Source organism: Bradyrhizobium sp. SZCCHNRI1029 (assembly GCF_032487555.1).
In the GTDB taxonomy this organism is placed as follows: Bacteria; Pseudomonadota; Alphaproteobacteria; order Rhizobiales; family Xanthobacteraceae; genus Bradyrhizobium.
Genome location: NZ_JAUEUK010000009.1, coordinates 195,094 through 221,741, shown reverse-complemented (window position 1 = coordinate 221,741; position 26,648 = coordinate 195,094). Strand labels below are relative to the sequence as shown.

The window sequence follows — 26,648 nt, the reverse complement described above, 5'->3', positions numbered from 1 at the left end:
GCGCCTTGGGTCGGATGCGCCTTGTCTGGTCAAGAATTTTCGCATTTCGATACGACCTGCTCCGACACGCTCAGGTACAAGCACTACGCGGACTGTGCGGAGACCAAGGCGTTCCTGGGCTGGGATCGCAACAAGGTCTGGCTGCATTGCAGCAGCCTGCTGGCCGGCGGCAAGTTTCAGGTCGCCGAGATCAAGCGGTTGAAGCGCGCCCAGTAGTTTGATGGCTTCACCTCTCGGCCTCATCTGAGGTCAGGTCCTGTGAGGTGACGTCCCGGCGGCCTGCGCTTGCGGCAGGCCGCATTGTTTGCAGGCCGGCCGGCATGTCGGCCTGTGAAGGCCCACTGGCCGAGGGAGTCGAGCACGGGCATGCGGCGAAGCGCCCGCCCAAGGGCGGCGCTTTCACGCGAAGATGTTTTCACGCGAGGACGATGGAAAGCCGGTCCATGAGCCCTGCTGCAACGATCCGGCGCCTGCGGGCCGACGATGCGGCATGCTTCAAGGCCCTTCGTCTGGAGGCGCTGACGATCAACCCGGAATCGATGGGCAGCACCTTCGAGCTGGAGAACGGGCTTGGCGTCGAATGGTTCGCCAGGCGGCTCGAGGACACCCACACCCTCGGCGCCTTTCGAGACGGCGAGCTTGTCGGCACGCTGGGCTTCGTCGTCCAGCAGGGGCCGAAGCACGCCCATAAGGGCCGGCTGTTCGGCATGTACGTTAAGCCAGCCTTTCGACGGAGCGGGCTCGCGCGCCTGTTGGCGAATGACATCCTGGATGTCGCGCGCGAGCAGGTCGAGATCGTTCAGCTGATCGTCGTCCAGGACAATGTGCCGGCGCGACGGCTCTACGAAAGCATCGGCTTCGTGGAATTTGGCCTGGAGCTGAAAGCCGCGAAGGACGGCGGCCGATACTACGACGAGGCGCACATGGCGCTCGACTTCAGTCGTGCGGCTGACAGCACCTGACAACCGAGCTGCTGGGATCGATCGGTTCTCCCATTCAAGGCGATGGCGGCATGGGCCGCAGTCACGAGCTGATGAGATGCGCGCAGCACAGGGGAGCCCGACATCACGATCACCTTCGGACGCCACCGGCCGCTGATCCAGACCCCCTGGGACGAAGCGGCCGTTCGGGTCGCGATCGACGACATTGCAGCCGACACGATCGCCCAGTTCGATCCCGACAATTTCTGGCCGGCCCATCCCAGCGACGACGGGACGGCAGACGGTGACCCCAGCTTCTACAAGGGCGCGGCGGGGGTGATCTGGGGGCTGGACTACTTGCACCGTATCGGTGCGACAGGCCGTGCGAAGGACTTCCGCCCCGTGCTGTCGAGGCTAATGGAGCGGACGGTCATCGATCACGCAGCCAACTCGCCTGCCGACTACGAGAAACACGGCTCGCTGCTCCGTGGCGAGGTGGGGGCCGCCCTTCTCGCCATGCGGCTCACGCCACTGTCGAGCCTCGCCGACCTCATTCATTGGCACGCCGAGAAGAACGACGAACTGCCGATCCGGGCAGCTGATGAATTCGTTCCTTTGCACTTGCTCGCCTCAAGACGCCTGACGGCGGGGCTGCCGGCAGAGATTGCGACGCGTTTTGATATTGCTTTGGCTGTTGGCAAGGCGCAATCTGACGACACTGGATGGCCGACTTTTCGTTGGCCTCACGATTTCACCAAAACATTCTTTTCTGGCCCCTTCAATCTCATTCGAAAAGGGAGAATTGTCGTGAGACTTGCGATTTTTGTTGTCGTGGCCCTGTTGGGATCTTCGGGCGCGGCTTTCAGTGAGGCGAGCGATTGCAATATCGAAGCTTTCAAGGCGATGCGCATCGAGGATTCTTCCCTTGCAGTCATGCTCGCCCAACTCAAGTTGATCAATGAGGCGAACTATGAAGAGGCAAAGAAGTCTGCCTCCGCAATCATCCCCGAATATTTCGCTGGAGATTTCAAGAGCTTCGCGGCAAAGCGCGCCAGCATGTACCAAGAGACGCGGTTCAACTATAGCGTTGACGAAGCGAAGCATCTGGTGACGTCTGGCGTCGATGAAAATGGCCTTGCCGCCTACACGGCCTGCCTTCAGTCGAGATCGCCCCTGACCGCTGTGGTGACCAAGAGCCCCAGCCAGCAGATCGTCAGCTTACGAATCCGCTTCGAGCCTAAGAGCGCGATCCCGAACCCCAATCCCCTCATCATTCAGGTCATTGGCGGAGAGTCGTTTGGCGTTGTCGGCGACCAGAAAGACAAGATCGTCGAGGCTAGCGTCGGTCCCGGAGAGCGGATCTACGTCTTCAAGCGAGTACCAAACTCGGAATTTGTCGCCGTCGTACAGATGCCGTCGCTCAGTCTCGCTGCAAATGACGTTTCGTTACCTCCACCACCGGTCTTGAAGGAGATCGTGCAGACAAAAGGCATATCGGTCAATGGCGGACCTATGCATCTCGATCATCCTACAGGCGCGCCGGTCGGCAAATCAGCAGGCCCGGTGCAAACATGCGCTGCGGCGGACGCAGGTTGGGAGCTGATACCCGATACCGCTGCTCTTTCCTTTTCCGAAACACGTCCGGGGTGCTTTACCGGAAAGAGCGCGGTCGCCGACGAAAGCAAGGTCTGCTTCAACGTGACGCTCAGCATCAACGCGGGTGACTCCTGCGACGTCAATTGGACCGTCTCCACCAAACAGCGTCGCACCGTGAAGGTGTTTCAATAAGCGTGCGGCTCCGGATCTCGCAAGAAGGCGGTTGGATGGCGATCAAGCACTGAGCGACCGTCCCACCGTCGGCCTGGCGCTTGGCACGGCGCTCATTGCCGCGGCAGGAGCGACCGTCCTGCGCCACCGCGATTTCCAGCATTTGCCGCCGATCGGCGGTTTCGTCGTCCTGCTCGGGCTTGCCGCCGCCGCGCCTGAGGAGACCGGGCGGCCTTCGTACAGCCGGGACTTCCGCGTCCAATGCCGGTCAGCATCTGTGCCGAGTTGAACCTTCTGCCTGCTGCCTTGACCTACTCAAGGGCGGGAGGAGATCGAGGTCGCAATGACGGCTCTGACCAAGGCATTTCATAAAGCATTTTCCGAAGCATCCGACAGTCCGAAACACGAACTGCTCAAACAGTTCCTTCTGCTCTGTGCCGCCATATTGCTGGTGTCGGCGATGGCGCTGACCTACGGGACGGATCTGAGCCACGGCTTTTTCTGATCGGTCTTTTCTTCCTCCGCGTCGGTGAACAGCGGCCGGTGATCGGCATACCCATGTTTGCCGCGGGCATGAGCGGAAGGCCCGGCCTATCGCGCCTCGACGAGCGCCGCGAGCTTCGCGAGCGCCATCCGCCAGCCGGCCTCGTTGTCGGCGGGCGATACGCCACGGGGCAGTCCATCATGCGTGGCAAGGAGTTTGGTTCCGCATCGGCGAGCGTGATCGTGATCGTCATCTCGCCGCGTAGCGCCGGATCCGTGGTCTCGAACTCGTCCACTTCGACAACCTGCTCATTCGGGACGAGCTTCACAAAGCGACCGCGATACGTATCCGTGTGCGCCGTCGTCTTGCCGGTCCCGGTCGGCACGTCATAGGTAAGCGAAATCCGCAACGCGCCGCCTTCACGGGCGTCGAACGCATGCACGTCGCAGGTCATCCCGTCCGGCACCTTCCATTTTGCGATCGCGCGCGGATCGAGCAGCGCTCGATAGACCGCCGGCCGAGGCGCGGCGATGTAGCACCGTATCGAAAGGGTCTCGCGCATGTTCATTCCCCGCGGACCTTGGGCATCGTCTCGAGCCATCATCCGATAGGACCGATGGTGTACCGACGGCAGGCTTTTGGATAGGCTGGTTGCCAATCATGCGCCCCGCGGCCTGCCTGCTTGACGCGACCGACGGACAGCACCCGAGAGCCCGACACGATGATCACCCTGGGACGACATCGGCCGCTGGTCCAGACTCCCTGGGACGAAGCGATTGCCCTGGCCGCGATCGAAGACATCGCGGCCGATGCGATCGCCCAATTCGATCCCGATCATTTCTGGCCGGCCCACCCCAGCGACGACGGGACCGCCGACGGCGATCCCAGCTTCTACAAGGGCGCCGCGGGTGTGATCTGGGCCCTCGACTACCTGCATCGTGTCGGCGCAACCCGAGCGACCAAGGATTTCCGCCCCGTGCTGTCCAGGCTGATGGAGCGGACGGTCATCGACCACGCAGCCAATTCGCCTGCCGACTACGAGAAACATGGCTCGCTGCTCCGTGGCGAGATGGGGGCCGCCCTGCTCGCCATGCGGCTCACGCCACTGTCGAGCCTCGCCGACCTCATTCATTGGCACGCCGAGAAGAACAACGAGCTGCCGATCCGGGAGCTGATGTGGGGCCTGCCGGGGTCGATGGTCGCGGCGGTCCACATGGCGGGGATGACCGGGGAAGCGCGCTGGCGCCGCCTGTTCGAGGGGCAGGCGGCACGGCTGTTGGCCGAGCTGGAGGACACACCGCAGGGCCCGCTCTGGACCCAGGATCTATATGGCGCCAAGGACCGCTTTCTCGGACCCGTTCATGGCTTTGCCGGCAACGTCATCCCGCTGTTGCTCGGATGGGACTGGCTGACGGCGGCCCAGCGGGCTCATGTGGCCGCCTTCGTCCCGAAGGCGCTCGCGGCCAACGCATGGCGCTATGACATCGGAACCACATGGGGACCGCGAAGCAAGCGTGAGAAGCGGCTGTTCCTCTGTCAGCACTGTCATGGTGCCCCGGGCATGGTGACGACCTTTGCCGACGCGCCGTTCGCGACGCCGGACTTCGACGCGCTGCTGCTGGACGGCGGACGCTTCACCTGGGCCGCCGGACCACTGACCAAGGGCTCGAACCTCTGCCACGGCACCGGCGGAAACGGCTACGCCTTCCTCAAGCTCTATCGCCGCACCCACGACCCGGTCTGGCTCGACCGCGCGCGCCAGTTCGCGATGACCGCCATCGTGCAGGTTCGCGGCGGCCAGATGGTCGCCGGCCGCGGACGCTATTCGTTATGGACCGGCGACGTCGGCCTCGCCGCCTACCTCTGGGATTGCATCACCGGAGAGCCACGGTTTCCGACGATCGACGTGTTCTGAAGCAAGTTGGGGACTGCTATCAATGTCTGTTTCGAGCAAGGAAGAGACAAGCACGATATCATGATGTAGGTCTTCCTGATGTTCAGCTTTCGTGTGAACGAGACCTTCGCCCTTGAAAGTCGCCGGTTGTTTGTTCTGGCTGGCGAGATGGCAGGTGGGCAGATTCAGGCCGGCATGATCGTCAGCGTGCCGCTAAACTCTTCGCTATCTATCTCTGCCCCCATTCACAGCATCGAATTTGCCCGTAGAACCGGTGGGCGAGACGATGTCTGCCTCTGCATTGCCTATGAAGACTCTGATGAACTCGAAATATGGAAGGGACTTGATCTCAAAAACGAGATGGTAAAAGTCGTACCTGCGGCACACTCCGTCTAACCCTCTTGCTGGAGGTCGTTTGCATGACAACGGCGACCTTCCAATAGAGTGCGCCAAGTGCTTTCGTCCGGTTCAGATCGGGGAGCCGGTCTTGTCGGCATTGGCGCGCGGTCGTCTCTTTGCCCCTCATCCGCATCCAGATCGCCTACGCCAGAAAAACTCGTTTTGACTGCGGCCTCAAACACATGTCTCTGTCCAGTCTCCCGAGCATGAAGATTCTTGTTTCTTTTTTCCAGAATTCATGCTTCTATCTCCCCGTCCCGTCTCACAAGAGGGGCGCTTCGCGGTCGTCACGAACGTCGAGGCGGGATGCGGTGGGCGTGTCGATGTTGCAGCGTGGCTGAGCCGCGCCGACGAACGACGTCGATGCGCACGGTCAAGTCGCGTGGTCCTGGCATCCCGATGCTGATGCCCAGCGCAATGTGCGCAAGCACGTTGTGCGATACGGTGGCCAGAAAGCCCGGCGCACCGGGGAGATCGCGAAGCAGCCGTCAAAACCATCGCGCGGGGAATGCCGGGTGTTCTCGGCTGAACCTGTGGTGACTGCCGCCTGCTTTTTTTCTGCAGGCGGGCCATGGGTGCGGCCAGCGCCCGGCATTCCCCGTGCCCTCTTCGACGAAGAGGGTGGTCGATCAGAACAGCTCGGACGCAAAGCGCGCCGCGAGACAGCGAAGCCATGTCTGAAATCCAGACCGCAGCATCCACCCGACACACCCGTCCGACGATCAGCAGGCCGCCGATGAAGCGAAAGAGCGGCACCGCGAAGCGCCCGGGCATCCCACCCTTGTCTGGGCAAGCCCCGCGATGTGGATGGCCGGGCCTTTGCCGCGCCGAAGCGACCGCGCAAGCGGGACGAGCCCGGCCGGGACGACGCGGCGACAGAAGGACAGATGCATGAATTCACGACTATGGTCGCCCTGCCCTGGGGCTGGCGGACCCGCGACGCGAGCCACGGCTGATGTTTGGCTTCGACGTCAGAGGATCTTCAATGATCGTGAGATCGAACGAGGCTGGGTCACCGGCCTGATCGGCCGATGGTGGGCACGACAGGGGCGAAAACACGGATCAAGATCAATGATTTAGGCACCCGCACCAGCGTTCCAGGGCTCTTGGTTTCAAAAGGGAATTTCTGGCGATGCCCGCACCATCCAAGGGGTAGGTTGGAAGCCAGAATCGCCTGAAAGTTGCCAAGACTTCAGAAAGGTTGATTGCCTGCCCTTTCGGCTCGGCGCCCAAAGGTGAAGTTCGGATCCCTCGTTCGCCCAACCTCTCCTGTGTTTCGATGGTTGCGGGGAGGCGCAAGACTCGCGCACGCGCCAGATCCACCCATGCGTCGTGCCGACACCCCGCTGCCAGCTGGCACTGCAATGCCCCGCGATCGCGTTCTCTTCATATACCCAGGGCCGCTCAAGGTCCTTGGTCCGCGCCCCAGTACCGCGCGCAGGCGCGCGGACCGAAGCTTCATTGTGCGAGTTGGTGCTCAACCTTCCTGAGTCCTCTCGCTTCAAGAGGATACCCAATAGCAACCGAGTTCGCGCCGATGCGGCCGCGAGATCGAGAGCGCGCACCCACGGACCGGGTAGTGGACGCAGTATTGACGGGACGGATCAGAATACGGGCAGTTGCGTGAGCAACTTGACTTCATCTGCGCCAAACCAAAGCCGCCGGAGTTGGGCCATCATCCCCGAACACGCCAAACCGCGATTTTGGACGAGGATGCGAGTCCCAATGGCTCGAGAAATTCAGGAACTTCGCCTCGAGCCAACAATGATTCTAAGCCATCCGGAGCGCGCTCAATAACGTTACGATTTGGAGATGTCCGACACGTGACCACATAATCGACGTGGTAGTCTCGTAGCATCTGATGCGCGACCGGCGCTGGCGCAAGCATGAGCTTGAGCATCGCGAGATTGCCATCGTTGTTCCGGTGGTATGGGGCCGCAAACACGGCGTGTTTCGTCGCAGCCAATATGGCCGGGCCGAGATCGATCGGCGCCATGACGCTTCCTCTTGCCAATAGCCCCATAGGCTCGGCATCCGAAACACTTTGGCATCGGGACTCGTCAGGTTCAAATACCATTTCAGTCGGCTCTACCATCGAATCGATCAGTGGTTTCGCGCATTTTCCAAGCACTGCGAACATGACCGGAGAGACGACGAACGCCACCAGAACGAGGCTGCTTGTCTGGGCAAGCGATGGCCAGATGAAGACGGCGGCTGCGGCGAATATTGGCGCTGCCGCCATGGCAGCCCCGCCTGTTCCGCGCATTTCCCACACGCTGATCACAATCAACGTCGCGAGGGCAGCGACACCAACACCCCACCGAAATCGATCAACCGGGTTGGCTCGCAAAAATGCCGCTGCCGCGATTGCCATTGTTATAAGAGGAAACGCGTAAAAGCCGAGTACTTCCTCTGGACCGATCCGGATCATCTCCGCCAGGGATACGGTCTCCTGAACATGATCGAGCCATAGAGAAACGACCAGCGGATCAAGCTGCGAATACGGCAACACCAGCGATCGCGCAAAAAGCAGGACGAACGCACCGAGCAAGGCGATCACGGTTCCGGTCGCAGTACCAACACGCAGCCATAGCGAGGATCGGTAACGCTCAATTCCAACCATTAGCACCAGGCCAACGCTCCCGCCCACGGTCAACAAAAGCAACGGGCCCCCGAGCGCGTCAAGCACGGGCAACGTTAGTTCTTCTGCCGGAACCAGCGCAAATCCGAGAGCCGCCGATGACGCGGCTAGCGCGAGAGCAAAGGCCGAGACTTCGCGCGCTACCTCTCCACCACGCCAGACGAAAAGACCCGCCATGGCACCGCCTATCGTGACGATCATCGGCAAGATCTCAACCCCGATTGCGAGCGACACAGATCCGGTCAGCCCTGCGAGCGCAGCCCTGGTCGCGCTTCGATCGGCCTGGATCGCAAAGAGAAGCATCAGGAGCAAGAGGTCGATTTGCACGTTGTGATGATCGATCGAGCCAGGCTTGAAGTGAATCAATGCTGGCGCTGCCAGCATAGCCAGCACAGCTGCGCCAAGCGATGAGGCCACGACGCCTTTGCTCATACGGTAGGCAATCGTCCCGACGAGCAAGAGAGCCACAGCAAGCAGAAGTATTGGCCAGACGAACAGCGTTACCGCTTCCGCATGGAGCGGACCGACCAAAGGTTTCAGTGTCAGGATCGATATAGCTAGTGGCAGATCGACAATGCGCGACCAATGCATGAGCACGCCGGATGGACCCAGACGGTATTGCCGGAGATCCCACCAGGCCTGGCCGTCGAGAAAATCCCGGATTTCGACAAGACGCATCGCATCATCGGTCGACATGGCGTCGAAAACGCCGCCCCTGATCGAGAGCAGCTTGAACGCCATCGCCGCAGTAAGCCCCAGCACCAGGATCAGGATCAGAACGCCGACCGCTCTTACTCTGCCTTGGCTCGGAACCGAGTTCAAACTCGAAACGGCGTCTGACATGATGAGCCCACTGGTTCCCGCAGCATCAACAACCGAAATTAACTGGAGCAGCACGCACCGCGTCGAACTGCCCAACGTCTGCACGGCACTGAGCCCATCGGGTTCAAGTGCTCCGCAAGCCTGCAGATATCGAGCCGATTCGTTGCTCGCCGGACCCAACTCGGCCCGTCTGGCAGCGCCACCAAGATGTGACCGGGGTCTACTCCGACGAAGATCCGGCGTTTGGCATAGCGGACGGCCAATAAGCGTGCGATTGCGCGCGGCGCTGTGAACTGACAAATACAGATCTCAAAAAGTGCTTGACCATCACGATAGACCCGCCAGCCACAGCGGCGCCTCCGATGAGGTCGATGATGTAGTGCGCACCGATCAGGGGCGTCGCGGCAACCATCCAGGTATTGAGCGCGATCGACGCCGGCCGCAAAACTCGGATCGGCCACAAAGCCCAGATATAAAGAACTGCCGACGCCGTGTGGAAGCTTGGGAATGATACAATGCCCGCTAGCCTGAGCACGTCGAGCTGTCGTAACGACCCATCTCGTAGCGCGAAAATATCCCGGAGCTGCGCCGCGTAATTTGCTGAGTCAACCTTCGGGAACTGCTCGCCCGGCGACAATCCCAGACCATAATAAGTCCCTATGGCCGGAATGAAGGCGGACAAGACAATCGTTACAGCGAGTGCAACGCTCAATGTCAGCACGAATTGCTGAAGTCGCAAGAACCGCGATCCCATCGCCAAAATGATCGGGATCGCGAGCAGGGGCCACTTGATGAAGCCGTATCCAACTTTCAAGTAGTGTACGATCCAGCTGTGGGCATTAAAAAACGCTGCAATCCCCTGGGGATCAAACCCAATTGCGCGGTCGATCCACAATAGGCTCCGATCCTGTAGGGGCCAATTCATCGCGTTTGCGACATAACTAAGAGGGCCAGCGATCGCCGTGAGCAATATGATCTGAGCTGTGACACCAAACCAGAAGACAAGTTTAGGATCCGCGGAAGCCTGCCTGATGTGGGCATAAACATAGGCAATACTCGCAAGCGAAATCGCAATAGCAACGAGAACTCCGAAACCCACTGGCTCCAAGGAAAAGTCGGAGTACGTCAAGGCACTCAATAGCGCCGCGCCTAACAGAGCGATTGGCAGCCAGTTGAGATTGAGTGTTTGCCACGCGAGGTTTTCTTCGTCGGTTTTCATGCCTGCAGGCCATCGTTTCCTTCAACGAAGCTCTTTTGACGATCGCGAGCGCAACATCTGACGAAAGCACGGAACATTGGATCGCATTCCCAGGGAGCTGGTCGCGGCACATCTCTCAAGCAGGGCTCTTAAGCCCGGCCAGTAGCCCGCAGATCACCCGATCTCTCACCCCGCAAAATTACGGGACAAAACTTAAGGTAGTGTGAAAAAGGAGATCCTGAGATTCACGATTCACAAACGAGGCATGTTCTGAAGTCATTTTGCAGAGCGGCCGGATTCATGAGAGGGCATTTTGGTAGATCTGGCTGGACACAATTCTCTCACCGGTTGCGCACCATTGTGGAACCTGTGCCGCGGCATTTGCGCGGGGATATAACGCAGCGCGATCTCTAGGCTACGGCAGCAACGAAACCACGCTTTACAATCGTTTGGCCAGTGAGCGAGAGCCTGGAGTAGATCGGTGAAGCAGAGCGGGCGTTGGTGGAAACCTCGCCGTCAACTTTCTACGCAAATGCGTATGAGCTTCTGCTGCTCCGGGGACGCAGTACCTGGCGATATCCCTTGGCGCCACGTCAGCGCGCGACAGCGGGCCTGACATAGACACTTTCGTACTTCCCGATATGGTCCTCAGTCCAGCCTCGCTTTCCTACGAGGAACTGCCTCAATTCATCATGCCCCTTAAGCCACAAGACTGCATCGATATGGTACTTCTCGAGCACCTCATCCCAGGCGGCTTCATCGACCTCCCAATGCACGAGCTTGAAGTAGTCGCGGAGCAACTCATCAGGATAAGCCGTGGCCGCTCGGCCGTCGACAAAGAGCCGGACTGATCCATGGGTAAGGAAGATCAGATATCCTCCGACGTTCCAGTGGTTGAGCACTCGCGCATGCGCAAGATGCGTCTGCAGGTATTCGGCGTCCTGCTCCGACAACATGTTTGGCAATGCCATCGCCGGCTTTACTCGGATTAAAGTAACCGGAAGGACACATGCGCCAACGAGCGCTGCAGTCAGAAGCGCCCGCTGAATTTGTGGCTTGGGCAGCCGAGTGGGAAGAAGCCGATCGAGATGATGAGCCACCGGCACCGTCGAAAAGATAAAAAAGAATGACATGTATCGAAACTGGTAAAGTCCCAGCGCGAGAAATGCCCAACACAGAATGCGGTGCTCAGCGCGGATTTTCGCCGTTACGGCGTACCGCAGTTCCAGCGCGATGAACGCAATAATGTAGGCCATTCCGGGAAGGCTGCCCGGAATTTCGACATTGTGAGAATAGGGAAGCCACTCTCCAATATGTCCCTGAACAAAGTGTCCCAAGGTAGCCGCCACACCTTTGTAGATTTTCCAGCCGAGCGGATTGACCAAGGTAGCCGCTAGGCAGCCGCAACCAGCCACTACGATGGCTTTTAAGTCGTGCCAGTCACCTCGGAGAATGGCCCCGCCACCGAAGACAGCGAGGATCATGAAGCCAAGCACGAATCCACCGTGCAAATTCACCCAGAGCACCATCAGCAAGGGTAGCAACGACAGTTTGGTCGGCCGCAAACACTCCCGGTAGAAGACCACGCTGAATACCATGGTCGCGATGTTGGGAGATGCCGCGAGATAGCTGTTAGGCGCCGTATCGTAGGAGGGATACAGCAAGCAAGCCGCAAATGTCCCGATGCAGGCGGCGAACGCGGAAGCGCCACTTCGCAAGCAAGCCGACGTGAGATATCCAGCGATCAGGATTCCGCACACCAAGACGAGGACAACAAGACCTGCGTATCCGCTGAACTTGAAGATTGTGCTGGCAACCACGTCCCATAGCCACGAGAGGTTGAACCACTGTTGGATCCCGAGGGTGAACGACCAGGGATCCTGGAAGGGGATGCGCTCTTCCGTTCGAATCAGGTCGCCAGCGGCAAGGTGCCAGCCAAGGTCGTAATGACTTAGGACGAGTGATGCGTTGGAAAGATAGAAAACGCTCAAAAGAGAGATCAGGAACGCGTAAGTTCCCAAGTGGTGCGACGGCGGCTGATCGGTCGCAGCCGACGTGGCCAGCACCTCACGCCCGGGTATCGTCTGCTCGCACATGTTGTACTTCTGCCTTCCCAGCAGCGCGCGCAACCCACTTCGTTACCGATATTTTTGCGCTACCTGTACCTGAATACGGGAGGGCGTCTAAGGCGGAGTAAAAAACACGTTCGCATCCATCTCCTCGCACGGACAAATGGACGCTAGTTAACAACCTATGAATGACAGATGTGCCCGGGCCGGCTGATGGGAACGGCATTTTGGACGGGCGTCCCCAGAGGCGAGGAAGTGCCGCCGTCATCGCGATGAAAGGTGAGTCTTGTCAACGATCGTAGCTGGCTTGCCGCACCAGTCGACGAGGGACTTACTTCCCCCTCGTCTGGCGCCGAGATTGAGGTGTTCGCAATCCTGCAGAATCACTAGTTGCTGGCGTGGCGGCGGCAGAGGAAGCGGAGGCACGTCGGCAATCAGGCCGAAATGAGATTGAACTGGCGCGCCCGACGAATCGAGCGAGCCAGCTTTCGTCTCCGTGTACCTCACCCTCTACGCGTGCCAAGCGGCCGCAATCGATGCCTGCAAGCTCGGGTCGCTGGACGCTGCCTGGCTCCCTGCGCTGGTCGGATCGAAGCCCGCATGGCTAGACGAATAGCTCGCCATGGCCTGGACCAGCTGCGAGATCTGGCTGTCAATCTTGAGACCGCCGGCGGTGATCTCCTGCAGCTGGTTCGATGGCGCCGAAAACCAGTTCTTGATCGTGACGTTCTGAGTCGTGCCGAGCAGATCGATCTGCAGATCGTTGCCGGACTGCAGGAACCAGAGATCGTTGTCCGTCACGCCCGTTCCGAAAGCTAGCTGTCCGCTGGCGGTAGAGCTGCTCGCAGTTCCGTTCACGATCGTCTCCTGGCCCGCGCTGAACAGGTACCGATCGTTTCCTCCGCCACCGATAAACGTATCATTGCCGGCGCCGCCAACAAAAACTTCAGAGCTAGCTGTTCCTGCCAGCGTAGCCGAACCTGCTGTGCCGGTAGAGCCGGTCCCGACCACGAGCTGCACCTGCTGGTCGGCAAATCCGAGCGAAGCAATGCCGGACAACGTGTCGGTTCCGTCCGGACTGCCGCTGCGCAGGTCGCTGACCACGACCTGATTAGCCGAATTCAAAGATACCGTGTAGTTCGCAAAGTTGCCGGTGAATGCGACCGTATCAACCCCGCCCCCACCGACGATCACATCGTTGCCTCCGGATCCGACGAATATCTCGTTGGCCGCGGAGCTGCTCAGCGCATCGACGCCCGCCGTTCCCGAGACGACCCCGATCGCTGCGTCAGCGAAGATCAGCTGCGTCAGGCCTACCGCGGAATTGGCGCCCGATGCGCCTGCACGAGTGTCTAGGATCAAGACATCGCCGAAGGCATCGGCGGCAAATCGATAGCTGCCGTAGCTTCCGGCAAAGATCAGGCTACCGGTCGCAGCCGCAAAACTGTTTGCTCCTGCCGGCGCCGTCAGCGTCACGACCTCGCCGCCTCCATTCTGGAAGTAGCGAACCTCGACCGCATGCGACCCGATCCCCAGTGTCACCTGGCCGGAGACCGTGTTATTGCCGTGCAGCCCGTCATTGTTCACGACCCGCACGCCATCGATGTAGAGCGCGGAGCCGTCGTCGGAAGCCAGGCTGAAGGTATAGGTTCCAGCCGTCGTGATGGTGAGGTTGGCCTGGTAGGCCGTCGCGAAATTGACGTGCGACGAGGCTGGCCAGGCGGCGTCTGCGGTGCCCGAGATTTGGGACACTGTCGTCACGAAGCTCGGCGCCGCCCCCCAGTTGACGTCCGACAGCTGCGACGGTCCGGACGTCAGGGCAAAGAAGTTCGCGACAAAGCCCGCTTGACCGTGCCACGCACCCGCCATCGCGCTCTGCAAGGCGAGGTCGCCGGGGACCTGCGAGACCGACGCCGGATCAAAGCCCGGGTGGGCCGCCGTATAGGCTGACATCGCCTGAACCAGCGTCCCGATTGCGCCGCCATCCAGCACCGTCGTTCCTGCAGTGATAGTCTGCAACTGGCTGGCGGAGCCCGCAAACCAGTTTGCGACCGTCACCCGCGTCGCTGTGCCGACCACGGCGACCACCAGATCGTTGCCCGATTGCGTGAACCACAGCTTCTGCGCTGTGGCCCCGCTGCCGAAATCGATCTGGTTCTTCGCGCCGGCCGTCGCCGACAGATTGATGGTGGCTTGCCCCGTGCCGGACGACACCCGGAACAGGTTGGAGCGTGTGCCGCCGAACGCCGTCTCGGCCCCATCACCGAGCACAAAGATGTTGGAGCCCGTCGCGTTGCCGACCAGGGTCGGATTGCTGCCGCTTCCGGTCCAGGTGAAGGTCAGCGACGCGTCCCTGACTGCGGCCCGGTCCCAGACCGTGCCGTCGGCAAACCGGACCTGCTGGACGCCGCTGGTGCTCGACTGCACCATGTTGTCGATCCTGATCACATCGCCGTTGTTGCCGATCGTGAGGATCCAGTCGTTGCCGTTTGAGGCGACGGCCACCCCCACGTCGGACGGCCGGATTCCGGCTCCGAGCGACAGCACATTGGCCGCGGTGCTCGAGCTGTCGATCTCGTCGATCTCGAGCTGGCCGTATCCGGTGTTGAACACGAACGTGTCGTTGCCGCCGCGTCCATGCGCGATATCATTTCCTCCCTTGCCGTCGAATGTGTCGGCTCCGAGCGAGCCCCAGAGGACGTCGTTGACGGTGGTGCCCGTTGTCTCCAGCGCGAGCAGCTGTTGCCGCGACAACACTGTACCGTCGGCGAACGCCACCGACTGGATGCCGCCTGTGCTCGTCAGGTCGCCGTGAATGTCGACTTTGTCGGTGTCGTCGTTCCGGATCCGAAGGATCAGATCGGCGCCATTCTCGACCTGCACATAGATGTCCTGGGCAGAGATGCCGGCGCCCAATTTGATGGCGCCGGTCGCGCCGGCGTTCAGATTGACGTCCGTCCGCCCGACGCCGCGGCTGTAAAGCAGGGTGTTGGTGCCCCCCACTGCTGCCGCATTTGCAAAATTGACCGAGACGTTGCTGGCGGTGATTTCATAGACGTTCGAGCCGTAGCCTGAGCCCGATAGTCCAGCCGACGACGTGTTGCCGAGCCAAGTGAAGGTGATCGGCACCGACGCTGAGCCGCCCAGCGCGATTGAGCTGCCGTCGCTGAACACCAGTCTATTGATTGAACTGGTGGCGACACCACCGCTGATCGTCAGATCGTTGTGTACCAGAATGTTGTCGAGCGCGTTATTGCGGAACTTGACGATCATGTCGCTGCCGCTGGACTGCAGCAGCACGTCCTGCGCCGAGATGCCGGTGCCGAACTGCAACGTGCCCTTGCTCGCGCCGGGCCATACCGATAGGGCACCAGATCCTGCCGCATACTTGACCGTGTTAATTCCGGCGACACCGTTGCTGTAATCGCCGAACCCGAGATTTCCGGATGCCGACACCTCGAACACGTTCGAGCCGAAATTCGAGTTGCCAAGATTGAAGCCGTTGGTGTTACCGACCCAGGTGAAGGTAATCGGCACCGAGGCCGAACCTCCCAGCGCGATCGAACTACCGTCGCTGAACACCAGCTGATTGATCGAGCTAGAGGCAACACCGCCACTGACCGTCAGGTCGTTGTGAACGAGGATGTTGTCGCCTGCATTGTTGCGGAACTTGACGATCAGGTCGCCACCACCGGCTTGCAGCAGCACGTCCTGCGCACTGATACCCGCGCCGAACTCCAGGGATCCCTTGCTCGCGCCAGGCCAGGCCGTCAGGCTGCCGGATCCTTGCGCATATTTGATCCGGTTCGTTCCAGCGACCCCGTTGCTATAATCCGCAAAGCCCAGATTTCCGGCTGCCGACACCTCGAATACGTTGGAGCCGAAATTGCTGTTGCCGAGGTTGAAGCCGTTGGTGTTGCCGACCCAGGTGAAAGTCAACGGTGTGCCTAGGCCCGCAGCCGGCTGTCCGACCGGTAGCACCGCGCCGTCACTGAATGCGATGCGAATGATCGCGCTGGAGACGCCCCAGGGCTGTACGGTAAGATCCCGCGGCACGGTGATGACGTCGGTGCTGTTTCTGAACCTGATCGTCAGGTCGCCATTGCCATTCGCCTGGAAGTAGAGATCGGACGACGAGATCCCCGCTCCCATCCGGATCGTCGTGACCGTATTAGCAACGGTCACCTGGCCGCTTCCGGCGGTGAAGGGATACGCGTTGGCGTCGCTCGATCCCGCCAGGATGTCCAGGATCTGCGCTTGGCTCCAGCTGGCGCCATCACTGAAGCTGACGGTGGATAGCGTCCCGTTGCTGAACTGCGCCTTCACCGTGACGGTCTTTCCCGTCGCCGTATTCGCGATGACGAGGTCGGAGCCGTTGCGGCTGAGCGTTACCGCGGTCGAGGCAATATCTTGCATCACCAGGATGTTGCCGCTCGTACTGTCCTCGATGACGTCGTTGCCGCCCGTCGAAGTGTAGATGTAGGTGTCGGTTCCCCCCTGGCCGTTCAGATAGCGGTCACCGGCTCCTGCCAGGATCGTGTCGGCCGCGTTGAAGCCGTAGATCGACGTCGCGCTGGAGCTCGCTGCCTGCTGCAGCACGAGGGCCCGCAGGTCCGCCTGCTTCCAGACCGTGCCATCGTCGAACACGACCTGCTCGACGCCCTGGCTGAACCAATCGTCGAGTGTCTGCTTGATCAGGACCGAACCACCGTCACCGGCGCCCGGCGCGCTCTCGGCAATCACCAGGGTCAGGTCGTTGCCGTTGCGGACGAAGCTGATGTCGGAAGGCCGGATCCCCTTGAACTTCAGATTATCGTAACTCGAGGCGTTGCCCACCGTTCCCTCGATGATGGTGTCGTTGCCATCACCGCGGTTGTAGATATAGGTGTCGTCGCCGCTCCCGCCCGACATCACATCGTCGCCGCGTCCACCGGTGATGACGTCGCTGGTGTTGAAGCCGTCGATGACGTCGTTGCCGGCGGTCGAGTATTGCGTCAGCACCTTGAGGCGTAAATCGTTCTGCGTCCAGACGGTCCCGTTGTCGAACACGACCCGCTCGATGCCCTGGCTGAACCAGTCGTCCAGAGTCTGCTTGATCAGGATCAAGCCACCATCCCCGGCGCCCGCCACGGTTTCGGCGATGACGAGCGTCAGATCGTTGCCGTTGCGGACGAAGCTGATCGCGGCGGGGTCGATACCTTGAAGGCGCAACGTATCGAACGTCGAGAAGTTGCCGGCCGGCCCGTCGATGATGGTGTCATTGCCGTCGCCGCGGGCGTAGATATAGGTATCATCTCCGGCGCCGCCGTTCAGCGTGTCGTTGCCACGCCCGCCGATTAGGATGTCGTTGGTGTTGAAGCCGTTGATGACGTCGTCGCCCGGCGTGAACGCCTGCGACAGCGCCGTCGTGCGCAGATAATTCTGGTCCCAGGTCGTGCCGTCGTCGAACACGATGTTCTCGACGCCCTGGCTGAACCAGTCGCCTAGCTCGTCCTTGAGCACAATTGAGCCGCCGTCATTGGCGCCGGTCACGCTTTCGTTGATGATGAGCGTAAGGTCGTTGCCGTTGCGGCTGAACGAGATGCTGGCCGGGCTGATCCCTTTCAGCCGCAGCGTATCGATCGTGCTGTAGTTACCGGAGGTGACCTCGGTGATGACGTCGTTGCCGTCGCCACGGTTATAGATATAGGTGTCGTCGCCGGCGCCGCCGGCGAGGGTATCGTCGCCCTTGCCGCCTTCGATCACATCATTGGTGTTGTAGCCGACGATGACGTCGTTGCCGTCGGTCGACGCCCGGGCCAGCAGCTTCAGCCGCAGATCGTTCTGGGTCCAGACGGTGCCGTCGTCGAACTTGACCTGCTCGATGCCGCGCGCGAACCAGTCGTCGAGCTCGTCCTTGAGCAGGACCGAGCCGGCATCGCCGGCCCCGTCGGCGCTCTCGGCGAACACCAAGCGCAGATCGTTGCCGTCACGGACGAGCGTCACGTCGGCCGGATCGATGCCCTTGAGCACCAGCGTGTCGAAGGCAGAGGTCTGCGCATCCGGACCGTCGATGATGGTGTCGTTGCCGTCGCCGCGGGCATAGACGTAGGTATCGTCCTCGCGGCCGCCATCGATGACGTCATCGCCCTTGCCGCCTTGAAGCGTGTCGGCATAGGAGAAGCCGTAGATCACGTCGTTGCCGTCGGTCCCGGCGCTGGCATCCATGCTCTGGATCACCTCCTCCCAGCTGACATAGGAGCCATCAGCAAAGGTGAAGTACTCTATGCGGTCGATGGTGGTGTTGAGCAGACCGTAATCGACCCGGAACTGCCCCTTGACGGTCACGGCATCATCGGTGCCGTTGATCGCGATTGTGACATCGTTGGAATTGCCGTCGCGGTGGAACGACAGGTCATCCAGCGTGATGCCCTGACCGAAGCGCAGGAAGTCCGGCCGCTCGCCCCAGATCCAGGCCTGATTGTCCTCGATCGTGTCATGACCGTCGCCGCGGCCGAACATGTAGGTGTCACCGCCGTCGCCGCCTGACATGGTATCTGTGCCGAGACCGCCGTTGAGAACGTCGGCGTCCGGCGTGCCGACCAGATTATCGTCGGTCGCGTAGGATGGCATTCCGACCGCTTTGGCGAGGTCGAGCTTGCTCCAGGTGGTGCCGTCAGCGAACTTGATCACCTCGATCGACTTGTCGAAATCCTGATAGGCCGTCACAAGGCCCGGCCGGCGGCCGGCGAACTCGTCGATCACCCGGATCTGGTTGTCGGTGCCGTTCTGGGTGATGACGAGGTCGAGCCCGTCACGCACGAAGGTGAGATCGGAGACGTTGAGGTGGGCGAACCAGATCGCGTCCTCCTGGTTGTCGCCAAGCCCCTGCCAGACGTCCTGAATGACATCGTGGCCAAAATTGTAGCCGACCACGTAGGCGTCGTGGCCGCCCTGCCCTTGGACGACCTGATCGGAGCCATTGAGATAGAAGATGTCGTCGGTGGTGTCGCCGCCGGTCAGATTGCCGTTGCCGATCACGAGCTCCGAGGCCGGGATGTCGAACAGCTTGTCAGCGACCGCCTGCAGCGACAGGTTGACCGGAACGTTCTCGAACGCATTGACGATGTTGGCGAACAGATAGGCGTCGGTGATTTGCCTTCCCTGGTCGTCACGCTGGAAGTCCGGCAGCATCATGCCGATGATGCCCTTCCATTGCTCCAGATAGCTGCCAGCTGCGGTCGGGTCGCTCGGCGTGTGCTGGAAGATCTGCTCCAGCATCGGCGCGAACTGCTGGTCGGTGGTGGGCTTGAAGGTGTCGGTCGCGACATCGTAGGTGATGCCCGCGAAAAACGGCTTCAGCTCGCCTTGCATGGCAACGCGGATGGCGAGCCTGTTCAGCACGTTCCAGCCAGCGGTGACCGCGTCGGCGGCGCGCGAGATGGCGTCTGCGCTCGGATTCGTCGGAATACCGAGGCCGATCTGCTCGCCGGTGAAACGCTCGAGGAAGGCGATATCGGCGGCCGTCAGCGTCTGCCAACTGCCCTGCTCCGGCGTGCTGCCCAACACCTGCTGCAGCGTCGGCCGCTCGATGACCACCCCATTTGCATCGCGCACGGCCTGGCCACTGGCATAGGCGTAGAAAAGACCCTGGTCATCCGACTTGCTGATGATGAAGTCGTAGAGCACCGCCCCCTTCTCGTTGGTCGTGCCGACAAACTGAAACTCCGCCGTCGGCTCGGTGCCCGGCGTGCCTGAGGGCACGGGAACAGCGGCCTGCCAGGCGTAGAGAATCGGACGAACGGCCTCACGCAGAGCGGACAGCGAGAGGGAGGCCATCGACGGCAGCGCGGCGTCGACGACATTGATCAGGCTCGGCTTCAGCGTCATTGCGACGCGCAGGTCGGTCAGCGTGCCGAACCCTTTCAAATTTGGCCGGCTCGAAGCCGCCGCGCTGATGCTGGAATCCCCCAGCCACGTCGTATTGTAGTTGTCGGTCTCGAGCTGGACATCAGCGGCAAGCCCGGTCGAGCCATCGGCGCGCATGAAGGTTCCCGTCGCGGAGATCGTATCGGCGCCGTCCGTGTAGGTCGAAGGCGTCGATCCGGTCCCGATTGCGACGATATTGAGGTCAGCCAGCGACTTCAGCTCGCCGGCATCGGTGATGCCGTCCTCGTTGGCATCCACCCAGACTTTGAGCGACGCGAACGTATCGGACGTATCGATGACACCATCACCGTTGAAGTCGGCAAGCCCGTCGTCGAGCGCGCTGACCGCCCCGTCATGATTGACGTCGAGCTGGGCCAGCTGTGTAAAGCCGGACACGGTCTCGTTGCCGAACAGCTCGCCAACATCATCGACCACACCATTGCCATTCAGGTCCCGAACCAGGAAGCCGTCATTGCCACCGATCCAGCCGACCGGCTCGGCAAAACCGTCCTTGTCGATGTCGAAACGAACCCGCGAAGCCTCTTGAATCGTGAAGGCGATACCATTGCCATCGAGATCGAGCACCAGCGGATCCTTGCGCCCGTTCGGCTTTCTGCCGTAGAGCGCCTGACCAGCCTTATCGAGCGCAGTGAGCTCGGCCGCAGCCGTCTCGAACCCGCTCGTCCACATGTTGCTCCGGACGGTCTTGAATGTGATCTCGACGACGTAAAGGCCCGCTGTCTGGTTGCTGCCGGAAACCCCAAAGTTGAAATGAGGAATGTAGGTCTGATTTCCGTTAGAATCGGTAATAATCAGATCACCAGTTTTGTTTCGACCGTACTGATTGTCGAAGACGTCATAAGCATACGGGTCTTCCGAGCCACCCCAGCGAACCGCTCCAGTAAGAACATGATCATAATACGTGATCCTGTCATCAGAACTCGCGTCCTCAATCAGAAGTTCACCGTTATGGGACAACTCGATCTGATCTTGACCGTCGCCCGTCTTAACGATCGCACCGGGATTGTTCAACTTGAAGACGTCGCTCTTAGATGTACCAATTATCTTATCAAAATTGAGAAAGGACGGCTTAGAGCCGTCTAAATGTCCATCTATGAATCTCACGCCACCTTGAAGTTTGGAAAGATCCAAAACATCCGGCTCATCGGCGGGATTTCCTCCAGCATCAATCTCTTCCACCGAACTCAGAAGATCTAGACTGTCCGCTCCAATCACAACCGTGTCGGATTGCGATCCGAGCTTAAGCTTTTCTATAGAGACGAGACGGTCACGCCCGCCAAATCCATTGTCGGTTACAAGAATCGGCACGATACCGTCAACCATATCCGACGCCGAAACAGCGTTCTGGTCGATCAGGACCTTGATGCCTTTGCGTCCGGGCAGCCCAAGATCTCCGGAGTAGTCAGCAGTATCGATCCCATCCCCTGAAAGGGGCAACCCTCTGTCTCCACCATGCAGTAGATTAGCCCCTTGCCCTCCGACCAAGATATCGTCCTGCAATCCCCCATACAGGAAATTGTCTCCCGGACCACCGTAAATTCTATCCGATCCATCATAACCGAACGCTAGGTACACACCTTTGTTCGCGCGATGCGACATGTCGATAAGATCGACGATGTCAACTCCCCCCAAGACTGTAGAGCTCGAGAGGGGCAAATCGCCGACCCTGAGGACGGCCACATCGCGGCCTTCCGAGTATTGAATTCCAAGGGCCATCCGCGCGAGCCGCGTATCAGGTACGAGCATCCCAGCCGAATAAGAGACCATGTAATCATCGCTAAGCCCCATCTGAGCGGCAACGATGTTTGTATCAGCTGCAGTTTCTCCAAGATCGTCGAATGTCGAGCCATTTAAGTCCGAATTAGTTACATTGTTTTTGTAAGGCCCAGTACCTACTGGATCGTCTTCTCCCGCGATTGCATGAATCAACTCATGGATTATAACCAACTCCTGCCGAAACTTAACTAGCTCACCTGAGCTGTTCATAAAATATGAATTTTTTATTGCAGAAAGATTGAGTCCCACCGTCTCGCTGAAGCGGTCGGTGATTGCCGTGGTCGTGGGGGGCGTTTGGAAAAACTTGATAAGTTTTCCTCCGCTTACAGCACTCTCCAACAGCGAACGTGCATACGCAGAACTGTCGTATAGCTGCTTCAATGAATCGCGAATGGAATTTTGCTCATCCGGGGTGAATTCGATTTCTGAATTGTTCGGATTGCTCCAGGCGGCTTTATCCGACCAGAAGTCAACGGCCTTGCTTACTGCTTCCCAGCTCATTGGCGTTCCTTAAACGGCTATATTTATCTTCTTTGCTCGATGAGATCATAAAATGATCTCTGGATTGCAATCAGCTCAAGACCAATCAGGGCGTCGTGATCAATCACACCGGCAACGTAACCGTGCCCAACGCCAATTCGGGTACAGGTGCTGATGGATGTAACAACCTTCACTGCGTCACGGTCGAATGTTCCTTTGACAACCCTTTCGACCCGAGCGTTCATCACAGCGAGCCGGCCGTATTTTTGAGAGCTGATATCGGCCTCAATGCCGACGATCGTCACCTCTAATATGACGGGCGCATTGACCTGCGTAGGTATATGGTCAAAGAGCACTCCCGTTTGCACGCCGGCCACCGCGCACGCTGCTGCCTGATCGAACCAAGCAAAATAAAGAGCGGCAGAAAGAGCACAAATCCTCAACGTCATACAACTGACAGCGCGACCTACCCCGCTGATTTTCTGCGCTCGCCTCTCGAACATGCGCCGCTCACCATTTGCAACGTTCATGCAAGGCAAGCTCATAAGCTTCCGCTTTCCCTGATCGATCTGGCTAACCAGTCTTGCTGTTAACTCGCAGCTCATCCCTATCGCTCCCTCAAGCTCTCCTGCTTATACCGTAGCAACGGCGACATCACATATTCGATGATCCGCCGCGTCCCCGTCTTGATCTCCACGGTCACCGCCATGCCGGGCGCGAGCGCGACCATCTTGTCCTCGACCTGCATCTGCTTCTCGTCGAGCGACACCCGCGCCGAGTAGATGAACTCCTGCCCGGCCGGCTCGCTGGTCTCGGCCAATGCGCCGGAGGTCTTGCCGCCGTTCTGCTTGTCGGCCGGCTTCTCGCGGACGATCGAGTCCTGCGACACGCTCAGCACCTTACCGTGGACGAGGCCGTAGCGGGTGAAGTTGAAGGTATCAATCTTGATCTCGGCGGGCTGGCCGACATTGACGAAGCCGATGTCGCGGTTGGAGATCATGACCTCGGTCTCGAGCTGGCTGTCGGCAGGAACAATGAGCATCAGTTGTTGCGCCGGTGTGACGACGCCGCCGACGGTGTGCAGCGCGAGCTGCTGCACGGTGCCGTCGATCGGCGCGCGCAGCACCTGCTCGGCGATCTTGCGCTCGGCCTTGACGAGATCCTGGGTCAGCTCCTCGGCCTTCTTCTCAGCATCGGCGAGATCCGACAGCACCTGGCGCTCGAATCCGGAGCGGGTCTGCGCGAGCTGCTGTTCCAGCGCCAGCCGCGCAGCCTCGATCTCGACCAGGCGCCGCGTCTGCACGATGCGCTCGTTCTGTTGGTCGATCAGGCGCGACTGCGCATCGATATAGGCGATCTGGTTGCCGTACTGGATCTCCTTGGCGTTGCGGCGGATCTCGGCGGTCTCCTGCAGGAACGGCAGGGTGGCGTCGATCTTGGCGATCGCGGCCTCGATCGACTGCGCCTCGGCGCGCTTCTGCGCGACCTGCTGCAGGTTGGACGCAAGCTTCGCCAGCTGCTCGGCGGCCTGAGCTTGCAGCGCGGCGCGGGTGCGCGCGACATCGGTGGGTGCCGCGCCCTCGGGCACGTTGAGCGGCCGCAGCGCGGCGAGATTGGCAAAGCTATCGCGCAGCACGCTCAGCCGGGCCACATCGAGCCTCGCCTGCATCAGGCCCTGCGCGACGCGGCGGCGCTCGGCCTCGGTGACGGTGCGGTCGAGTTCGACCAGCACGTCGCCGGCACGGACATTGTCGCCGTCCTGGACGTGGATCGCGGCGACCATTCCGGCCTCCAGCGGCTGGATCGTCTTGGTGCGGCCGGTCGGCACGATCTTGCCCTGCGCCGAGGCGATGATGTCGACGTGGCCCAGGATCGACCAGCCGATCGCGATTGCGAAGAACAGCATGATGGTGGCGGCAACGGCGCGTCCGGCGGGCGAGGCCGGCGTCTCCACGATCTCCAGCGCAGCAGGCAGGAACTCGCGCGCATCGTTGCGGCGGCCCCGCCGCGCGTCGAGCGAGATCGGCGCGTTGTCCTGCTTGTGCGCCTCAGCCGACGACATGGAGCCCCGCCTGGATCTGGTGCAGGGTCGCATAGCGGCCGGGGCGCTTGATCAACTCGTCATGAGTGCCGTCCTCGACGAGACGGCCGTTCTCAATGGTGATGATGCGGTCGGCGTTGCGGACGGCCGACAGCCGGTGCGCGATGATGAAGACGGTGCGCCCGGCGCAGATCTTGCGCATGTTGCGCTGGATGATGTTCTCGCTCTCATAGTCGAGCGCCGAGGTCGCCTCGTCGAAGATGAGGATGCGTGGATTGGTGACCAGCGCGCGGGCGATCGCGATGCGCTGGCGCTGACCGCCGGACAGGCTGGCGCCGCGCTCGCCGACCACCGTGTCGTAGCCGTCGGGCAGGCCGAGGATGAACTCATGGGCGCCAGCGAGCTCGGCCGCCTGGATCACCCGCTCCATCGCCATGCCGGGATCGGCGAGCGCGATGTTGTCGCGGATCGAGCGGTTGAACAGCACGTTCTCCTGCAGCACCGCGCCGATCTGCCGCCGCAGCCAGGTGACGTCGGCGACGGTGAGATCGACGCCGTCGATCAGGATGCGGCCGCTCTCCGGCACATAGAGCCGCTGGATCAGTTTTGTAAGTGTCGACTTGCCGGAGCCGGAGGGACCGACGATGCCGACCACCTGGCCTACCGGCACCTTCAGGCAGACATCGTGCAGCGCCAGCGGACCATCGACACGGTAGCGGAAAGAGACGTGATCGAACACCACCTCGCCGCGCACCGGCGGCAGCGCGGCGCGGCCGGGATTGAAGGCGGGCTCCGGCGTGGTGTTGAGGATGTCGCCGAGCCGCGCCACCGACAGCCGCGCCTGGTGGAAATCCTGCCACAGCTGCGCCAGCCGCAGCACCGGCTGCGCCACCCGCCCCGCGAGCATGTTGAAGGCGATGAGCTCGCCGACGCTCAAATTGCCCTCGATCACCAGATGGGCGCCGAAATACAGGGTCAGCGCGGTGACGATCTTGCTGATGAACTGCACCGACTGGCTGGCCCAATTGCCGAGCGACAGCACGTCGAAGCTGGCGCCGACGTAACCTGCGAGCTGTTCCTCCCAGCGCCGCTGCATCTGCGGCTCGATCGCCATCGCCTTCAGGGTCTGAATCGCGGTGACGGTCTCGACCAGGAAGGCTTGGTTCTCGGCGCCACGGTTGAACTTGACGTCGAGACGCTTGCGGAAGAGCGGCGTCACGCCGGCCGAAAGCGCAATGTAGAACGGAAACGAGCCGACCACGATCCAGGACAGGAACGGCGAGTAATAGAACATCACCCCTAAGAAGACGAAGGTGAAGGCGAGGTCGATGACCAGCGTCAGCGCCGAGCTGGTGATGAAGTTCCTGATGTTCTCGAGCTCGCGCACCCGCGCCACCGAATCGCCGGCGCGCCGCGCCTCGAAATAGGCGATGGGCAACGCGACCAGATGGCGGAACAGCCGTGCGCCAAGCTCGACGTCGATGCGGTTGGTGGTGTGCGAGAACACATATGTTCGAAGACCGCCCAACACCGTCTCGAAGATGGTCACTGTGACCAGGCCGAACACCAGCACGTCGAGCGTGGTGTAGCCGCGATGGGTCAGCACCTTGTCGGTGACGACCTGGAAGAATAACGGCGTCACCAGCCCGAAGAGCTGCAGGAAGAATGACGCCAGCAGCACCTCGCCGAGCAGCCGGCGATATTTGTGCATCGCCTGTATAAACCAGGTAATGTCGAAGCGCCGCGCCAGATCGGAGAGCGAGACGCGGCGCGCCATCAGCACCACCGTGCCGGTCCAGCTAGCCTCGAACGCGGCGCGCTTGAGACTCTGCGGCCGATTCACCAAGGGATCCTGGATCAGCGCCGCCTCCGCCGTGACCTGTCCAAGGATCACGAACGAGCCATCCGACCGCGCCACGATGGCCGGCAGCGGCAGCTTGCGAAGCCCGTCCCAGCTCTGACTGACCGCACGCGCCTTCAGCTTCAGATGCTTGGCGCAGCGAAGCATCTCGGTCACGCCGACCGCCTCTCCTGCTAGCTGATGTGCAATCTGCGCCGGATCGACAGCGACCTGATGGAAACGCAGCAGCAATGTCAGGCAGTCAAGCCCCGTATCTCTCTGCCCCGCTTCCATTGCCCCTACACTACCCTAAGTCGTGCAGGAATAATGTACCACAAGAAACGATTGGACAAGATCTGCCACGTTCCCGCCGAGGATATTTTTACCT

The 26,648-nt window shown here is 60.7% G+C and carries 13 protein-coding genes and 1 pseudogene; 6 read left to right on the top strand and 8 right to left on the bottom strand.

The window, feature by feature from the left end; genetic code table 11:
• Nucleotides 1–21 precede the first annotated feature (21 nt).
• From QW861_RS25100 to QW861_RS25085, 4 genes are all read left to right on the top strand, one after another.
• The gene (locus QW861_RS25100; RefSeq protein WP_315716598.1) at nt 22–216 is read left to right on the top strand and encodes a hypothetical protein; all 195 of its coding nucleotides are present in this window, start codon (nt 22–24) and stop codon (nt 214–216) included.
• Nucleotides 217–320: 104 nt separating this feature from the next.
• Nucleotides 321–962, top strand: a complete 642-nt coding sequence (locus QW861_RS25095; RefSeq protein ID WP_315753332.1) for a GNAT family N-acetyltransferase — start codon at nt 321–323, stop codon at nt 960–962.
• A 294-nt stretch (nt 963–1,256) separates the two neighbouring features.
• On the top strand, nt 1,257–2,708 hold the full coding sequence (locus QW861_RS25090) for a hypothetical protein (protein WP_315753330.1): 1,452 nt from the start codon (nt 1,257–1,259) through the stop codon (nt 2,706–2,708).
• Nucleotides 2,709–3,030: 322 nt separating this feature from the next.
• Nucleotides 3,031–3,192 carry a hypothetical protein gene (locus tag QW861_RS25085; RefSeq protein ID WP_315753328.1) on the top strand — a complete coding sequence of 54 codons (162 nt, stop codon included), beginning with the start codon at nt 3,031–3,033 and terminating at the stop codon, nt 3,190–3,192.
• A 259-nt stretch (nt 3,193–3,451) separates the two neighbouring features.
• Here the strand turns inward: QW861_RS25085 and QW861_RS25080 are convergent.
• Nucleotides 3,452–3,733 (bottom strand): annotated as a pseudogene (locus tag QW861_RS25080) (SRPBCC domain-containing protein); the annotation flags it as partial.
• A 159-nt stretch (nt 3,734–3,892) separates the two neighbouring features.
• Between QW861_RS25080 and QW861_RS25075 the strand changes: the two are divergent.
• Nucleotides 3,893–5,086 (top strand): LanC-like protein, encoded by a 1,194-nt coding sequence (locus QW861_RS25075; protein WP_315753326.1) that lies wholly within the window; start codon nt 3,893–3,895, stop codon nt 5,084–5,086.
• A gap of 78 nt (nt 5,087–5,164) precedes the next feature.
• On the top strand, nt 5,165–5,461 hold the full coding sequence (locus tag QW861_RS25070; RefSeq protein ID WP_316173110.1) for a hypothetical protein: 297 nt from the start codon (nt 5,165–5,167) through the stop codon (nt 5,459–5,461).
• Between the two features lie 1,678 nt (nt 5,462–7,139).
• Here QW861_RS25070 and QW861_RS25065 read toward each other — a convergent pair.
• The 7 genes from QW861_RS25065 to QW861_RS25035 all read right to left on the bottom strand — a co-directional run bounded on the left by QW861_RS25065 (nt 7,140) and on the right by QW861_RS25035 (nt 26,554).
• Entirely contained in the window at nt 7,140–8,948 is a 1,809-nt protein-coding gene (locus QW861_RS25065) for a hypothetical protein (protein WP_316171320.1), read from the bottom strand.
• Between the two features lie 199 nt (nt 8,949–9,147).
• Entirely contained in the window at nt 9,148–10,146 is a 999-nt protein-coding gene (locus QW861_RS25060) for a phosphatase PAP2 family protein (protein WP_315753320.1), read from the bottom strand.
• A gap of 572 nt (nt 10,147–10,718) precedes the next feature.
• The gene (locus QW861_RS25055) at nt 10,719–12,254 is read right to left on the bottom strand and encodes a hypothetical protein (RefSeq protein WP_315753318.1); all 1,536 of its coding nucleotides are present in this window, start codon (nt 12,252–12,254) and stop codon (nt 10,719–10,721) included.
• 450 nt (nt 12,255–12,704) lie between these two features.
• Complete coding sequence (locus QW861_RS25050; RefSeq protein ID WP_316193601.1) at nt 12,705–22,400, bottom strand: calcium-binding protein; 9,696 nt, start codon at nt 22,398–22,400, stop codon at nt 12,705–12,707.
• Nucleotides 22,401–22,423: 23 nt separating this feature from the next.
• Entirely contained in the window at nt 22,424–22,909 is a 486-nt protein-coding gene (locus QW861_RS25045) for a hypothetical protein (protein WP_315753314.1), read from the bottom strand.
• A gap of 77 nt (nt 22,910–22,986) precedes the next feature.
• Nucleotides 22,987–24,441: an HlyD family type I secretion periplasmic adaptor subunit gene (locus tag QW861_RS25040; RefSeq protein ID WP_315801838.1), complete on the bottom strand. Its 1,455-nt coding sequence runs from the start codon at nt 24,439–24,441 to the stop codon at nt 22,987–22,989.
• Nucleotides 24,428–26,554 (bottom strand): type I secretion system permease/ATPase, encoded by a 2,127-nt coding sequence (locus QW861_RS25035; protein WP_316193600.1) that lies wholly within the window; start codon nt 26,552–26,554, stop codon nt 24,428–24,430. Before QW861_RS25035 ends, QW861_RS25040 begins: the two co-directional genes overlap by 14 nt.
• Nucleotides 26,555–26,648 lie beyond the last annotated feature (94 nt).

Coding starts and splice junctions, on each gene's coding strand:
- QW861_RS25095 (WP_315753332.1), top strand. CDS start 321: ATGTCGGCCTGTGAAGGCCCACTGGCCGAGGGAGTCGAGCACGGGCAT.
- QW861_RS25085 (WP_315753328.1), top strand. CDS start 3,031: ATGACGGCTCTGACCAAGGCATTTCATAAAGCATTTTCCGAAGCATCC.
- QW861_RS25075 (WP_315753326.1), top strand. CDS start 3,893: ATGATCACCCTGGGACGACATCGGCCGCTGGTCCAGACTCCCTGGGAC.
- QW861_RS25070 (WP_316173110.1), top strand. CDS start 5,165: ATGTTCAGCTTTCGTGTGAACGAGACCTTCGCCCTTGAAAGTCGCCGG.
- QW861_RS25065 (WP_316171320.1), bottom strand. CDS start 8,948: ATGTCAGACGCCGTTTCGAGTTTGAACTCGGTTCCGAGCCAAGGCAGA.
- QW861_RS25060 (WP_315753320.1), bottom strand. CDS start 10,146: ATGAAAACCGACGAAGAAAACCTCGCGTGGCAAACACTCAATCTCAAC.
- QW861_RS25050 (WP_316193601.1), bottom strand. CDS start 22,400: ATGAGCTGGGAAGCAGTAAGCAAGGCCGTTGACTTCTGGTCGGATAAA.
- QW861_RS25045 (WP_315753314.1), bottom strand. CDS start 22,909: ATGAACGTTGCAAATGGTGAGCGGCGCATGTTCGAGAGGCGAGCGCAG.
- QW861_RS25040 (WP_315801838.1), bottom strand. CDS start 24,441: ATGTCGTCGGCTGAGGCGCACAAGCAGGACAACGCGCCGATCTCGCTC.
- QW861_RS25035 (WP_316193600.1), bottom strand. CDS start 26,554: ATGGAAGCGGGGCAGAGAGATACGGGGCTTGACTGCCTGACATTGCTG.